The sequence below is a fragment of the Acinetobacter sp. A1 genome, from assembly GCF_012371315.1.
Classification (GTDB): domain Bacteria; phylum Pseudomonadota; class Gammaproteobacteria; order Pseudomonadales; family Moraxellaceae; genus Acinetobacter.
Genome location: NZ_JAAZQY010000025.1, coordinates 25,996 through 40,071 on the forward strand (window position 1 = coordinate 25,996; position 14,076 = coordinate 40,071).

General features: G+C 42.2%; 16 protein-coding genes. 10 read left to right on the forward strand and 6 right to left on the reverse strand.

What is annotated here, in order from left to right; genetic code table 11:
- The first annotated feature begins 142 nt into the window (after positions 1–142).
- Positions 143–1,456 carry an MFS transporter gene (locus HHA41_RS09595; protein ID WP_168461520.1) on the forward strand — a complete coding sequence of 438 codons (1,314 nt, stop codon included), beginning with the start codon at positions 143–145 and terminating at the stop codon, positions 1,454–1,456.
- A gap of 56 nt (positions 1,457–1,512) precedes the next feature.
- Here HHA41_RS09595 and HHA41_RS09600 read toward each other — a convergent pair whose 3' ends face one another.
- Positions 1,513–2,523: a metallophosphoesterase gene (locus tag HHA41_RS09600; protein WP_168461521.1), complete on the reverse strand. Its 1,011-nt coding sequence runs from the start codon at positions 2,521–2,523 to the stop codon at positions 1,513–1,515.
- Between the two features lie 200 nt (positions 2,524–2,723).
- Here HHA41_RS09600 and HHA41_RS09605 point away from each other — a divergent pair, with 200 nt between their 5' ends.
- Positions 2,724–4,313 (forward strand): phospholipase D family protein, encoded by a 1,590-nt coding sequence (locus HHA41_RS09605; RefSeq protein WP_171525584.1) that lies wholly within the window; start codon positions 2,724–2,726, stop codon positions 4,311–4,313.
- 57 nt (positions 4,314–4,370) lie between these two features.
- On the opposite strand, the gene HHA41_RS09610 is transcribed toward HHA41_RS09605, so the two are convergent.
- Complete coding sequence (locus HHA41_RS09610; RefSeq protein ID WP_168418866.1) at positions 4,371–5,189, reverse strand: lysophospholipid acyltransferase family protein; 819 nt, start codon at positions 5,187–5,189, stop codon at positions 4,371–4,373.
- Positions 5,190–5,510: 321 nt separating this feature from the next.
- On the opposite strand from HHA41_RS09610, the gene hflX reads away from it, so the two are divergent.
- From hflX to HHA41_RS09640, 6 genes are all read left to right on the forward strand, one after another.
- The gene (gene hflX / locus HHA41_RS09615) at positions 5,511–6,851 is read left to right on the forward strand and encodes a ribosome rescue GTPase HflX (RefSeq protein ID WP_168461524.1); all 1,341 of its coding nucleotides are present in this window, start codon (positions 5,511–5,513) and stop codon (positions 6,849–6,851) included.
- Between the two features lie 34 nt (positions 6,852–6,885).
- On the forward strand, positions 6,886–7,257 hold the full coding sequence (locus tag HHA41_RS09620) for a hypothetical protein (RefSeq protein WP_096901574.1): 372 nt from the start codon (positions 6,886–6,888) through the stop codon (positions 7,255–7,257).
- A 9-nt stretch (positions 7,258–7,266) separates the two neighbouring features.
- Positions 7,267–7,941 (forward strand): LrgB family protein, encoded by a 675-nt coding sequence (locus tag HHA41_RS09625; RefSeq protein ID WP_096901575.1) that lies wholly within the window; start codon positions 7,267–7,269, stop codon positions 7,939–7,941.
- Between the two features lie 88 nt (positions 7,942–8,029).
- The gene (locus HHA41_RS09630) at positions 8,030–8,476 is read left to right on the forward strand and encodes a DUF2147 domain-containing protein (RefSeq protein WP_154321023.1); all 447 of its coding nucleotides are present in this window, start codon (positions 8,030–8,032) and stop codon (positions 8,474–8,476) included.
- Positions 8,477–8,655: 179 nt separating this feature from the next.
- The gene (locus HHA41_RS09635) at positions 8,656–9,099 is read left to right on the forward strand and encodes a DUF2147 domain-containing protein (protein ID WP_168418864.1); all 444 of its coding nucleotides are present in this window, start codon (positions 8,656–8,658) and stop codon (positions 9,097–9,099) included.
- A gap of 108 nt (positions 9,100–9,207) precedes the next feature.
- A complete protein-coding gene (locus HHA41_RS09640) occupies positions 9,208–9,660 on the forward strand; it encodes a DUF2147 domain-containing protein (protein WP_168418863.1) in 453 nt (150 codons plus the stop codon).
- Between the two features lie 83 nt (positions 9,661–9,743).
- On the opposite strand, the gene HHA41_RS09645 is transcribed toward HHA41_RS09640, so the two are convergent.
- From HHA41_RS09645 to HHA41_RS09660, 4 genes are all read right to left on the reverse strand, one after another.
- Positions 9,744–10,592, reverse strand: coding sequence for a symmetrical bis(5'-nucleosyl)-tetraphosphatase (locus HHA41_RS09645; RefSeq protein WP_168461525.1), 849 nt, complete (start codon positions 10,590–10,592; stop codon positions 9,744–9,746).
- Positions 10,592–11,404, reverse strand: coding sequence for a 16S rRNA (adenine(1518)-N(6)/adenine(1519)-N(6))-dimethyltransferase RsmA (gene rsmA, locus HHA41_RS09650; protein ID WP_168418861.1), 813 nt, complete (start codon positions 11,402–11,404; stop codon positions 10,592–10,594). Before rsmA ends, HHA41_RS09645 begins: the two co-directional genes overlap by 1 nt.
- A 19-nt stretch (positions 11,405–11,423) precedes the next feature.
- Positions 11,424–12,392, reverse strand: coding sequence for a 4-hydroxythreonine-4-phosphate dehydrogenase PdxA (gene pdxA / locus HHA41_RS09655; RefSeq protein WP_154321027.1), 969 nt, complete (start codon positions 12,390–12,392; stop codon positions 11,424–11,426).
- 62 nt (positions 12,393–12,454) lie between these two features.
- Positions 12,455–12,844 (reverse strand): hypothetical protein, encoded by a 390-nt coding sequence (locus HHA41_RS09660; protein WP_168461527.1) that lies wholly within the window; start codon positions 12,842–12,844, stop codon positions 12,455–12,457.
- A gap of 265 nt (positions 12,845–13,109) precedes the next feature.
- Here HHA41_RS09660 and rplM point away from each other — a divergent pair, with 265 nt between their 5' ends.
- Complete coding sequence (gene rplM, locus HHA41_RS09665) at positions 13,110–13,538, forward strand: 50S ribosomal protein L13 (protein WP_004909012.1); 429 nt, start codon at positions 13,110–13,112, stop codon at positions 13,536–13,538.
- 12 nt (positions 13,539–13,550) lie between these two features.
- The gene (gene rpsI / locus HHA41_RS09670) at positions 13,551–13,937 is read left to right on the forward strand and encodes a 30S ribosomal protein S9 (protein ID WP_154321029.1); all 387 of its coding nucleotides are present in this window, start codon (positions 13,551–13,553) and stop codon (positions 13,935–13,937) included.
- Positions 13,938–14,076 lie beyond the last annotated feature (139 nt).

Sequence of the window (14,076 nt, forward strand, 5' to 3'; positions counted from 1 at the left end):
ATTTGATTAAGTCCTGAGATAACATCTTTTGACTTATTTCTTGTTCAAAAAAGTATAACTGCAAGAAGTATTTGCGATTACAGCTGCACCTCTTCTGTCTGTGCTGAATTATATTTTCAAATTCACTTACATAAGGTCCTGTATGGCATCTTCATCTACTGCTGCCGCTGAACAGCCGACTCAAAATTCTAAATTTCGAGTACTGACTGCAAGCTTGGTCGGTACAACCATCGAGTTTTTTGACTTTTATATCTATGCCACTGCGGCAGTGATCATCTTCCCCTATCTGTTCTTTCCGACCAGTACCGACCCAATGACTGCCACCATTCAGTCACTGGCCACCTTTGCAATTGCCTTTATTGCACGTCCTATTGGTGCAGCCCTGTTTGGACATTTGGGTGATCGGATTGGGCGCAAAGCCACCTTGGTTGCAGCCTTACTGACCATGGGTATTTCCACCGTCTGTATTGGCTTACTGCCAACTTATACACAAATTGGTATTGTTGCACCCTTACTTTTGGCACTATGCCGTTTAGGACAAGGCTTAGGCTTAGGTGGAGAATGGTCGGGGGCAGTACTATTAGCCACTGAAAATGCACCCGAAGGCAAGCGAGCTTGGTATGGTATGTTCCCGCAATTAGGCGCACCCATTGGCTTCATTCTGGCGACAGGCTCTTTCTTAACTTTAGGTGCTTTAATGTCTGAACAAGACTTTATGGCGTGGGGTTGGCGTATTCCATTTATTTCCAGTGCCTTACTGGTCATTGTAGGTTTATGGATTCGCTTAAAATTACATGAAACCCCAGCCTTTCAAAAAGTGCTCAATAAACAAAAAGAAGTGAATGTGCCATTTATTCAGGTCTTTAAAAAGCATTCTAAAATGCTGGTTTTAGGTACCGTAGCTGCTATTTGTACCTTTGTGGTGTTTTATCTAACCACGGTATTTGCCTTACAATGGGGCACCAAACAATTAGGCTATTCACGTGAAGAGTTTTTAAAACTTCAACTGTTAGCCACCTTATGCTTTGCGGCTTTTATTCCTTTGTCTGCGGTATTGGCAGAAAAATTTGGGCGTAAAACTACGTCAATTGCAGTGTGTATTATCTCAGCGATTTTTGGTTTATTCTTTGCCGATATGCTTGCTTCGGGCAGTACATGGGTGGTCTTTATTTTCCTGTGCATTGGCTTGGCCATTATGGGACTGACCTATGGGCCAATTGGTACGGTCTTATCCGAGATTTTTCCAACTTCTGTTCGCTACACAGGTTCTGCCTTGACCTTTAACTTGGCAGGTATTTTTGGTGCATCTTTTGCCCCACTCATTGCTACTAAACTTGCCACCAGCTATGGCTTAGCAGCAGTCGGCTATTACCTGAGTGCAGCATCTATCTTATCTTTAATGGCTTTTTTACTGATTCGTGAAACCAAGCATGATGATGTGAACAATCAAATCTAAGTAAATAAAATCACATTAAAAAACCAGCCGAGGCTGGTTTTTTATTTAAATTAATGTCATAACAATTCAATAATATCAATGGTAGGCGGCACGCCAAAACGAAACGGCACACCCACCATGCCCGTGCCCACCGTCACAAAAACATCAGCATGATCATGCCGATATAAACCTTTTTTATGCCCTAAAATCGATACTTTTTTCATCACATAATCGGTTAACCATGGCAACTCAACTTGCCCACCATGGGTATGTCCTGCCAACATCAGCGGACGAGTTGGTAATTTAGGTACCATATCTACTGTATCTGGGTTATGTGATAACAACACCCACGGCTTGTCTTGAGGTAAATCGGGCATATAACGCATGTCGGTTTTACCTGCCCACAAATCGCCAATACCCAACAAACGGAACTCGTCAAACTCGACAATCTTCCCTTCAATATCAATTACATTATTTTGTGCCAAAGCCGTTTGTAAAAGTTCTTGAATAGGCGGACCTGGGTACTGTTCATCATGGTTCCCATTGACCGAATACACAGGCGCACAAATCTCTTTTAATACAGCAAGTTCCTGAGCCAGTTTATTTTCAGGTTCATAGGTCCAATCTCCCGCCACGACCACAATATCGGGGTTTTGCAAATTGATTTTTTTCACAATTTGCTTGAGCTGACGTTCATGCCCAGAAAACAAACCAATATGTAAATCTGCAATTAAGGCAATTTTGACAGGTTTTAATAAACGGCGGTCTGCATGAATCTGATATTTAGTGGTTTTTACCTGAATTAAATGCGGTTCTATAAAACGTGCATAACTCAATACGGCGCTAACCACAAATACAAAAATCGCTTCATGAACAGAATAATAGCCTTGCATCCCAGCATAGATACTAAAGAACACCAATGGCGGCAACAGATAAGACAAATAAAATGCCAATAAATGCACAAAGGCTTTGAACGGATGAATGGTTTCGGTATTGGCCTGACTGCGCCATGCTTGCGAAACCGCCCACACCGCTAAAATTGCCATGCCAATATAAAAATACAACACCACCGAATCATTATTCCACATAATTGTTCTCTGTTACGTCATACTGCAGCTGCTCAATGTTGCTGTCATTGAGATAGCAACACGGCACCTTTGCTCGTCGTCTACACACCATTGTCATATTTATCTTTTCATAGCTGACAATTATACTCAAACTCTATTTTTGACTTATTTTCTCCCCATCTGCAGAAAAGGAATTGAATTTGGCAGACCACAGCTCATCCATTCGATGCAACCTCCAGCGCCGCCATGTGTTATGGCTGAGTTGTGCCCTTATTCTGACCAGTTCAGGCTGCAGTACCTTGCCCAAACAAATTGAACATCCAATTCAGATGGCATTTGAAACTGCAACCGACCAAACCAGTTTGGCCAAAATCGTGCTGCCACTACGTGAGAAAAATCCACAACTGACGGGATATCATGTTCTGTATGACCCGCTAGAAGCTTTAGCAGCCCGCATCTACCTGATTAATAGAGCAGAAAAGTCTTTAGACCTACAATATTATATTTGGGATAACGACAAAATTGGTGCACTTGCGCTACATGCCATTATTCGTGCAGCAGATCGTGGGGTAAAAGTGCGTTTGTTGGTCGATGATAACAATGCTAAGAAAATGGAAGGCATTTATCTCGCACTCGATCAGCACAGCAACATCGACATCAAACTATATAACCCGTATCGCTTTCGTCATTATCGTGCGATGGACATGATTCTGGATTTAAAACGTATTAACCGTCGCATGCACAACAAAAGCTTTATTGCCGATAACCAAATTTCTCTGATTGGTGGTCGCAATATGAGTAATCAGTACTATAACGTCAGTGAAAATTATCAATTTTCCGATGTGGATGTCATGCTGGTCGGCTCAGCTTCCGATGAAATCATCCATTCTTTTGATGAATACTGGAATGATGACTACGCCTATTCAGTCAAGCAACTGGTCAATCCACGCCATTACACCTTGCGTTATGAAGGTCTAAAGCAACAACTCGAACAACACTACCAAGAAGCCACTGTACAAAATTATCTAGACTTGGTTAGACGCTCCAAAGCCATTGAAGAATGGATGATGCACAACATCCAGTTTGATTGGGTCAGTGCCGAAGTCGTGAAAGATGCTCCAAGCAAAATTAAAGATCGTGCCTCTAAAGAAGAGCATCTCAATTTTCAGTTACTCAATCACTTGGAAAAGCCCAGCGATAGTGTCGATATTATTTCGGCCTACTTCGTCCCTGAACAGTCTGGTGCTCAAAAACTTAAAGACTTAGCCGATGATGGTATTCAGGTACGTGTCTTGACCAACTCCTTTAAAGCCAATGATGTACCTGTGGTACATGCGTTTTATGCCAAATATCGGCAGGATTTACTGGCCAACAATGTGCAACTGTATGAATTCTTGGCTCGCCCTGAAGTGGAAAACCTCAACACCCATACCGATGAAATTTCCAAAAAAGCCAAAGTCAGCATGAAAGGTCTGAGCCGTTCCAGCTTGCATGCCAAACTCATGGCTTTAGATGAAAAACAAGTCTTTATTGGTTCTTTTAATTTTGATCCACGTTCGGCTTATTTAAATACTGAAATCGGTGTGATTTTAAACAGCCCACCTTTGGCCCGTGCCGTACACCAAACCATGGATGCCAATTTGGCTAAATATGCCTACAAACTGGTTCTAGATGCACAGCAGAATATTCAGTGGCAAATGAAAACACCACAAGGTGAAACCAAAATTCTGAAAAAAGAGCCAGGTATGAAATGGTATCAACGTGCGGCTATGAAAGTCGCCTCATGGCTGCCAATTGAAGGCTTTATGTAGTCTTAACTTGTTTATATGCATGAGCTGATTTTTAAATCAGCTCAGCTCACACCGCTTTTATGATGCAGCCGCTTGTGGTTTCAACACTTTAGCATGTAACTCTGCCAAACCTTCGGTCATGTTCGCTTGCACCACGGCAGTTAAAGATTCTATGTTGTGACCTTCTACCGAAATTGCAGGCAGTGCCATTAAATGTGCCGTTACTTTAGGCATTTCCAACACATCTTTCACATGGTCTACAAAAGTCATGTCATTAATGAACGGAGCAACGGTATCTAGCTCACCCTGTTGATTTACATAACAAATCAAACAAATTTGTACTGGCCGCTTAGCTTCAATCGCAGCCCCTAAAATACGACCATGTACTTTTTTAATTTTAGTACCATCTGAAGTCGTTGCTTCAGGGAAAAACAACACCGGAATATCCTGCTTTAAAAATTGCGTGATTTGTTCACGAATTTTGACTGAGTCTCCAGAGCCACGCTTAATAAATAGCGTCCCGCCACCTTTGGCTAATTTACCCAATAACGGCCATTTTTCAATTTCAGCCTTGGCAAGAAAAAAGACCCGAGCACTTGAACCCAACACAGCAACATCTAACCATGAAATATGATTGCTGACCCATAGCGCAGGATCATGCGGAATTTCACCATGAACTTGCACTTCAATATTAAAAACTTTGCACAACTGACGGCAAAAATACTGCACATAACGGGTGTTATGCGGGTTGTTGGTGTCTTTATACAATTGGTGACGATAGACCAGATAAAACCCTTCGCCAATAGCTCCCGCTGTGGCCAGTACTTTTTTGCTGTATAAGGCAAACTTGGCAAAGCCATGAATTGGAGAGGAATGAGTTTCAACAGCTGGGTTCATAAGGTGATCACTAATTGTTAAACGCAAAATATCGAATATAAGTCGCAAGTAAACTTGGTCTATAGATCGAACAACACATATTTTGCTCATTCTATACTGTTCAATCTGAACTTGCATTGATAATAAAAACCGAATCTGCCCGCTAAAAATGCGACTTTTTGCAAAATTTAAATGAGGCAAATTCAGTATAGAAATCCCCCCAATTGCTGTGACCAACGCCTAAATAGCAATAAAGATAGGCACAAAAAAATCCAGTCATCTAATTCCCTGCACGATCAGTTTTTCTACTAGAATAAAGCTTTAGTAGGGAGATTGCGCTGAGTGGAAAATTTTGTGCCTCATCAAGAAGGCGAACGTGTTGTACTGGTGAGTGTTCAGGTACAAATACTCGAAGACTTAGATGCAGAAGAATTTCAGCTCTTGGCTGAATCTGCAGGTGCAGAGGTCGTACAACACGTCTACACACAACGCAGCAAACCCGATGCCAAACTGTTTATTGGCTCAGGCAAAGCCGAAGAAATTGCCGCATTGGTGCAACAGCACGATGCTAATTTGGTGATTTTTGACCATGCACTCAGCCCTGCGCAGGCACGTAATTTAGAAAAAGTGATGCAGTGCCGTGTGGTCGATCGTACCGAACTGATTTTAGATATTTTTGCCCAGCGTGCTCGTACTTACGAAGGTAAATTACAAGTTGAATTGGCACAATTACAACACCTGTCTTCACGCTTAGTGCGCAGTCGCAGCAACTTAGACAGCCAAAAAGGTGGTATCGGCTTACGTGGCCCAGGCGAAACCTTACTTGAAACAGACCGCCGCCTATTACGTATTCGTATGGGGCAACTCAAAGCCAAACTCGACAAAGTACGTCAAACCCGTGCGCAAGGCAGAGTGGCAAGACAAAAAGCTGCTATTCCAACCGTGTCGCTGGTAGGCTATACCAATGCAGGAAAATCCACCCTATTTAATATTTTGGCGCAAAGTGATGTCTATGCGGCAGACCAACTGTTTGCTACCCTTGACCCCACCCTACGCCGTTTAGAATGGGATGGTATTGGTCGCTTAGTCCTCGCAGATACCGTAGGTTTTGTACGCAGCCTTTCTCACTCACTGGTGGAATCTTTTAAAGCCACACTGGAAGAAACCTTAGAAGCCAGTTTGCTGTTGCATGTGATTGATTCAAGCAGCCCCGACCTGATGGAACAAATTGAAGCGGTGGAAGGCGTACTCAAAGAAATTGGCGCAGATGTGCCTATTCTTCGGGTTTACAATAAAATTGATGTGTCAGGTGAAACAGCTAAAATTGTCTATGCCAAACCGCATCAACCTGACCGTGTTTATGTTTCAGCGCATTCAGGCCAAGGATTGGAGTTATTAAAACAGGCCGTGCATGAGTGTCTGATGGGACAAATTCAGCCATTTGAACTCAAACTACAACCTGCCTATGGCAAATTGCGCAATCAACTGTATGAACTGAACGTCATTCAATCTGAACACTATGATGATCAGGGACAATTGCTGCTACAGGTCAATATGGCGCCTCACAAATTGGAACAACTGATTAAACAGGCACATTTACCGATTGAAGAAATTTTAGGTGCGCAGGCGGAACAATTTAAACGTCCGTTAGAAGCATTTGAAATTGATGATCAGATCGGTTAAAACGTGATAAGTGAAATTTTAACGAAAGATCAAAATGAGCAGAATAAAACAGATAGACTGGCCAGCATGGATCGGCACACTCCTCTTGATTATTGTGTTTCGTGAAGCCGCAGTATGGATCATGACTCAGTTTAATCACCCAGAACTTGGCAATTTAGTGGGCTTGCTCAGTTTATTGGCGGTCTTATTTACTTGGCGCAAACTCAGCAAAATTCCTGCTCGTTTGGTCGATACCAACAACAAAATCATGAAAGAAAGTGCATTTGCCTTTTTACCTATTAGCGCAGGTTCACTGATCATGCTGACCCACATGGGCAAACAAATACCAATCTTTCTGATTGTACTGTGTATCAGCACCCTCATTCCGCTTTGGCTCTATGCCAAAATGGCAAAACGCTGGTTGTAGGAGATTAAAATGTTATCTGTTTTATATGGTTTTTTAATCACCCTCATTGCCTATGTTCTGGCAAAACCTTGCAACCAAAAAGTGCCGCAAATTCCTGTAATTGTCTTTGGCATGTTCTTTGTGCTGCTGCTGTTATACATTTTTGGGATTCCTTACGAAAATTACATGGCACAAACCAACCCTATTTTTAATCAATTATTGGGTTATGTGACGGTGGCACTGGCCATTCCTCTGGCCGCCATGCGTTATGACGATTTACCACTAAAAGCCATTTTAGGTATTCTACTGTTTGCCAGCATCAGTGCTGTAGCCCTACCTATGGGACTGGCCTATGCCTTGCACATGTCTAGTGCCGATATTATGGCCTTTGCCACTCGTGCCGTAACCACGCCTATTGCCATTAACATCGCCACACTTTTGGAAGCCCCAATTCAACTGGCAGTCTTGATTGTGATTTTATCAGGTGTTGTAGGTGCCGCGTTCTCACCTTTTATCTTAAGACACATCAATGATGAACGCGCCTCTGGTTTGGCTTTAGGTCTGGCTGCGCATGCAATTGGAACCGCCCAAGCTTGGCAACGTGGTAGCGTAGCTGGACGTTATGCCGCCTTTGGTATGGCCGTCAATGCAGTATTTACCGCAGTGTGGCTGCCAACTTTTATACTGTATTTACAAAAAATGTGACTGAGCAATCACTTATTTAGACTTGTCGAGTTTTAACTTTCTTTTTACTATGAAATATCCAGTTAGCCAAAAACAAGGAACATTGAACATGGTCAAGATGAAACTCACCGTTGCCTTAATCTGCTCAGCGTTAGGAAGTTTTGCGCTAGCTCAAGATATTACGGGTACTTGGAAAAATATTGATGACAAAACAGGTTCATCAAAAGCAATTTTAGAAATTCGTCAGGAAGCCAATGGCACCTATACGGCTAAAATTGTCAAAGTTACTCCTCGTCCTGGCTACACTCCTAAAGATACCTGTGTCAACTGTCCTGCGCCTTATACCAACCAACCTATTTTAGGAATGGATATACTCAAAGGCTTAAAACATACAGGTGGCACTAACTTCTCTGGTGGAAAAATTATTGACCCATTAAACGGCAATATCTACAGCACCAAAGCCAAATTAAGCAGCAATGGCAAACGTCTGACCATGCGTGGTTATGTGGGCGTATCTGCTCTAGGACGCAGCCAAACTTGGATTAAAAGCGACTAATTAATCGCTTTACTTTTCACTTAAAATGCCACACGTTCGTGGCATTTTTTATTAGTTTTCTTACATTTTAGTCGCAACTTTAAGATTAATTTTTTCTCAAATCGCTTGACTCCTACCACAACCCGCTTTATATCTTGAATAAACCTCTGTGATCAATTTCGGCAATCAAAGGAACTGATATGAAGAAAAATTTACTGATAGGTGCATTTGCAAGCTTAATGTTCAGTGGCAGTTTATTTGCTGCAGACTTAACTGGAACTTGGCAAAGCATTGATGACAAAACTGGCTCACCTAAGGCTTTAATTGAAATTACCAAAGCGGAAAATGGCACGTTTACGGGTAAAATTGTCAAAGTCACACCACGTGCAGGCTATACCCCTAAAACCATTTGTGTCGATTGCCCTGCACCATATACCAATAAACCACTTGTAGGCTTAGAAATTATTAAAGGTTTACAACATGTGGATAACAACAACTATGCCAACGGGCGTATTCTTGATCCACTTGCAGGCAAAATGTACAGCTTAAAAGGACGTCTTGCTGCCAACGGTAAACGCCTAACCTTGCGTGGTTATGTCGGAATTTCCGCCATTGGTCGGACACAAACGTGGATTCGTCAATAAAATCTAACGCATAGTGTCGCATCGGTCATTTTTTCAAGATCCTCAGGGCTTTGTTCAAGCCCTATTCAGAGATTAGACTAGCTGCAAAGACCGAGTAAGGGAAATAAAATGATTCAAAAATTGGCTTTAGGAATAGCCGTCATCTTCGGCAGCCTTAGCACTTTGGCGATGGCACAAGATTTAGCGGGCACTTGGCAACAAATTGATGATAAAACAGGCTCACCCAAAGCTGTCATCGAAATTCGTAAAGAAGCCAATCAAACCTATACGGGTAAAATTATTAAAGTAACTCCACGTCCAGGTTATACCCCACGTGAACTCTGTAATAAATGCCCTGCGCCCTATACTAACCAACCTATTTTAGGGATGGACATTTTAAAAGGCTTACAACAAGTCAAAGACAGCAATAATTACGAAAAAGGACGCGTAATTGATCCATTGGCAGGTCGTATTTACGATGCAAAAATTCGCCTCAACTCGACAGGTAAGCGCTTGACTTTGCGCGCTTATATGGGGGTATCTACACTAGGTCGAAGCCAAACTTGGATTCGGATTCAATAAAATTCAAGATAAAAATAGCCACTTTAATAGGTGGCTGTTTTCATTTCGACATCACATTTTCAAATTATAAAGATAAAGTATTGTTACCATTCTGCCAGCGGATTATCCACTGCAAACAATTGCTGATCTTCCAAACGATACGCCATGAGCTGATTGCCCCACACACAACCGCCATCTACATTTTGAATATTGTCAGCTACCCTTTTCCCTTGCAATGCCGCCCAATGACCAAATACGATTTGATGTGTTTGCGCAGCTAAAGATGGATATTCAAACCACGGTTTAAAACCTTCTGGCATCGGGTCATCTAAGGCATCTTTAAAGCTGAACTCCAAACCACCCTGTAAATTGGCTAAACGCATACGGGTCAAATAATTGGTAATACAACGTAAACGCGCATGTCCCGTTAAATCATCCGACCAAACTGTAGGTTCTGCCCCATACATTTCCTTAAAAAATGCATCCACCACAGCAAAATCTTCATGCCCAATGACCGCTTCGACTTCTTTAGCATAGGCTGCTGTTTGTGCAGCATCCCAAATATGGGGAATACCTGCATGGGTCAAAATCGTATTTTCATTCGGAAAAAGACACAAAGGCTGTTTGCGTAGCCAGTCAATTAAATCATCACTGTCAATCGCATCAATTACATCGCGGGTATTGTCTTGCTCTTTAATTTTCTTTAAGCCACGTGCGCCTGCTAACAGCGTCAAATCGTGATTGCCTAAAACTGTTGCTGCAACGCCGCGATCGACCAGTTTTTTAATAAAGCGCAATGCACCAATTGAGTTTTCACCACGTGCAACCAAGTCGCCAGCAAACCAGATAAAATCCTGATCAGGGTCAAACTGGATTTCTTTAAGTAACAGTTTCAGGGCTTCAAAGCAGCCCTGTACATCGCCAATCACATAGTTGTATCGAATTTCTGCCATTAACTCACCATTTGATCTGCCAATGCGACAAATGCTTCCAAACTTAAAGTTTCTGGACGTGCCATTGGGTCTACCCCTGCACGCTCAAATGCATCTTCAGCCAACATGCCTTTTAAGCTATTGCGTAAAGTTTTACGACGCTGGGTAAAGACATGCGACACCAAACGTGCCAATGCTTTTTCATCTTTGGCAATAATCGGTTTGGTTGCATAGGGTTCTAAGCGAAATACTGCAGAAGTCACTTTAGGCGGTGGGTTAAATGCACCAGGTGGCACTTCAAACAAGAAGGTTGGCTTGCAGTAATACTGCATCATCACCGACAAACGACCATATTCTTTGGTATTTGGCGATGCGGTAATACGATCCACCACTTCTTTTTGCAGCATAAAGTGCATGTCTTTAACTTTGTCGCCAAATTCCAAGAGATGGAACAATAACGGAGTCGAAATATTGTAAGGCAAGTTCCCAACCACACGTAAAGGACGGCCTTCAGCAAATAATTCACTAAAATCGTATTTCAGGGCATCACTTTCAACAATAGTCAAACGTTCGGGATGCGGTACACGCCCTGGCAAGCCTGCAGCCAAATCACGGTCTAACTCCACTACAGTCAAGGCATCACACTCACCAATTAAAGGTGAGGTCAATGCAGCCAAACCCGGCCCAATCTCGATAATATTATCACCCGGACGTGGGTTAACAGAGCGTACAATTTTGGCAATCACACGTTGGTCATGTAAAAAGTTTTGACCAAAGCGTTTACGAGCCTGATGCCCTTCTTCCTTTGGGTTTAGGGCATTAATTTGATACATAAAGATTTCCAAGCTGAGATTATGAACGTGCTAAATCCAGCGCTAAATCGACAGCAACATGCAAGCTAGAACTTTTCGCAAGTCCTGTACCTGCGAGGGAGAGCGCTGTGCCGTGATCGACTGAAGTGCGAATAAACGGTAAGCCTAAAGTAATATTAATTGCTTCACCAAAGCCCTGAGATTTTAACACAGGTAAACCCTGATCGTGATACATCGCCAATACTGCATCAGCATCTTTTAAATTTTCAGGGGTAAACAACGTATCTGCAGGCAAACTCAGGCTTAGGTTTTCCCCACGGTTACGGTAATTTTGCAGCACAGGATTAATGACTTCAATTTCTTCCATGCCTAAATAACCATCTTCACCCGCATGTGGATTCAAACCACACACCAACACTTTAGGATGCTCGATCTTAAATTTACTTTTTAAATCATGCAGCAAAATATCAATCACCTGCTGCAAACGTGTTTTGCTAATCGCATCTGCAACTGCACGTAACGGTAAATGCGTTGTTACGAGGGCAACACGTAGCGTTTTAGTCGCCAACATCATCACCACACGTTCTACACCTGCAAACTCCTGATAATATTCAGTATGTCCACTAAACGAAATGCCCGCTTCATTAATAATCGATTTTTGTACTGGCGCTGTCGCAACACCGACACTTTTACCCGTCATGGCATACGATGCAGAACGACGTAATTGCTCTAACACATAAGCCGCATTTTGAGCATTTAAATGACCAAGTTGTACCTCTGCGGCCAAGGGCACATGTTCAACATACAACTGCCCCACTGCAGCTGCGTGCTGCTGACCTAAATATTCAATCAATTCGACTTTTTGGTTTAGAATTTCGGCACGTTGTTGTAATAATTGATGATCTGCCAATACCACAATTGGACGCTCATCCACTCGGTCTGCCAAACTCAAGCAAATATCAGGTCCAATCCCTGCGGGTTCACCACTGGTGACATATAAAGGTCGCATAAATGCTCAGTCCAGATTTATCTAAGGATAATTAAAGTATAGCGCCATCTTAGTTGATTGTTTTATTTCCAGTCCAAGATAAATCGAGTCTGCAAAATCCCTTGCACATGCGCCCATTCAGAAATAGCGGTAACAGCAACACCCAATAACAGCCCCATCATCAAAAATTTTTGTGATTTTTTCAGTACCATCCGATATTGGGTGTCTGCTAAGCACAACAATATAAGTCCACCGACGCCATACAATAAAAATGGAAAAAGTGCTAAATGGAAAAAAATTGAATACAGCAACAGAATGCTAAACACATCCACACCATATACAGCACCCAATACTACAAAAGCCAGCATATAAACACTAAGCAATGTAATAAAACATCCAGCAATAAATTTAATGAATTTTGAAATAGGTAGATCAGACTGCTGCTGTATTTCTGATTGTGAATCTTGCGACATCCCATCCCCCTTTTGTTCCAATATTGTCTGCTAAAAATCTTACTTTAAAGCCTATAAAGGCGATTTAAAACAGCATAAATCTGAGCTTTTAATGTTGAATGTGACAAATTTATTCAACTTTTCTTTTGTATTTAAGCTCGCTAAAATATAGAGCTTAAAATGTGACATTTCCATTGTGGTTCGAGTTAATTTCAGGTAGAATTCGGACTCCTTTTTGTTTGGACAGCTTCCATAGTCCAAACCAACTATAATAGGTAGTGGTTTAATGAAAACTCTCAGCGCTAAGCCAGCTGAAGTTCAACACGACTGGTACGTTGTTGATGCTTCTGGCAAAACTCTAGGTCGCCTTGCGACAGAAATCGCTCGTCGTTTACGCGGTAAGCACAAAACTTCTTATACTCCTCACGTTGACACTGGTGACTACATCGTTGTTATCAATGCTGAGCAAGTTCAAGTGACTGGTAACAAATCACTTGATAAGAAATACTATCGCCACACTGGTTTCCCTGGTGGTATCCGTGAAACTAATTTCGAGAAATTAGTTGCTCACAAACCAGAAGAAATCTTCCAACGCGCTGTAAAAGGCATGTTGCCAAAAGGTCCTCTTGGTTATGCTATGATCAAGAAAATGAAAGTGTACGCTGGTGCTGAGCATCCTCACACAGCTCAACAGCCACAAGTTTTGGACATCTAAGGGATACAGCACATGGCTACTAATTATGGTACAGGTCGCCGTAAGACCGCAACTGCACGTGTTTTCTTATCAGCTGGTACAGGTAAACTCGTAATTAACAACCGTACTCTTGAGCAATATTTCGGTCGTGAAACCGCTCGTATGATCGTACGTCAACCGTTAGAACTTCTTGAAGCTACTGACAAATATGACCTTTACATCACTGTTGCTGGTGGTGGTATTGGTGGTCAAGCTGGTGCTATCCGTCACGGTATTACTCGTGCATTGATCGCATCTGACGACACTTTAAAACCTGCTCTTCGTCAAGCTGGTTTCGTTACTCGTGATGCTCGTGAAGTTGAACGTAAGAAACTTGGTTTACGTAAAGCACGTAAACGTCCACAATTCTCTAAACGTTAATTCGTTTACCGAATCGGACAAAAAAAGCCTTGGATTTTCCAAGGCTTTTTTATTTGCATAACTGTCCCGTCCTGAAATAAGTTTACACCTTAAGAGACTTATTTTATGGAACATAAACGAGAACAACGAGTTAAACGTA

What these genes read in the sequence shown, in the direction of transcription:
- HHA41_RS09610 (WP_168418866.1), bottom strand. Translation starts at nt 5,189, where the DNA reads ATGAACCCAGCTGTTGAAACTCATTCCTCTCCAATTCATGGCTTTGCC.
- rsmA (WP_168418861.1), bottom strand. Translation starts at nt 11,404, where the DNA reads ATGTATCAAATTAATGCCCTAAACCCAAAGGAAGAAGGGCATCAGGCT.
- HHA41_RS09595 (WP_168461520.1), top strand. Translation starts at nt 143, where the DNA reads ATGGCATCTTCATCTACTGCTGCCGCTGAACAGCCGACTCAAAATTCT.
- pdxA (WP_154321027.1), bottom strand. Translation starts at nt 12,392, where the DNA reads ATGCGACCTTTATATGTCACCAGTGGTGAACCCGCAGGGATTGGACCT.
- HHA41_RS09645 (WP_168461525.1), bottom strand. Translation starts at nt 10,592, where the DNA reads ATGGCAGAAATTCGATACAACTATGTGATTGGCGATGTACAGGGCTGC.
- HHA41_RS09625 (WP_096901575.1), top strand. Translation starts at nt 7,267, where the DNA reads ATGTTATCTGTTTTATATGGTTTTTTAATCACCCTCATTGCCTATGTT.
- HHA41_RS09620 (WP_096901574.1), top strand. Translation starts at nt 6,886, where the DNA reads ATGAGCAGAATAAAACAGATAGACTGGCCAGCATGGATCGGCACACTC.
- HHA41_RS09660 (WP_168461527.1), bottom strand. Translation starts at nt 12,844, where the DNA reads ATGTCGCAAGATTCACAATCAGAAATACAGCAGCAGTCTGATCTACCT.
- HHA41_RS09600 (WP_168461521.1), bottom strand. Translation starts at nt 2,523, where the DNA reads ATGTGGAATAATGATTCGGTGGTGTTGTATTTTTATATTGGCATGGCA.
- rpsI (WP_154321029.1), top strand. Translation starts at nt 13,551, where the DNA reads ATGGCTACTAATTATGGTACAGGTCGCCGTAAGACCGCAACTGCACGT.
- HHA41_RS09640 (WP_168418863.1), top strand. Translation starts at nt 9,208, where the DNA reads ATGATTCAAAAATTGGCTTTAGGAATAGCCGTCATCTTCGGCAGCCTT.
- HHA41_RS09630 (WP_154321023.1), top strand. Translation starts at nt 8,030, where the DNA reads ATGGTCAAGATGAAACTCACCGTTGCCTTAATCTGCTCAGCGTTAGGA.
- HHA41_RS09635 (WP_168418864.1), top strand. Translation starts at nt 8,656, where the DNA reads ATGAAGAAAAATTTACTGATAGGTGCATTTGCAAGCTTAATGTTCAGT.
- rplM (WP_004909012.1), top strand. Translation starts at nt 13,110, where the DNA reads ATGAAAACTCTCAGCGCTAAGCCAGCTGAAGTTCAACACGACTGGTAC.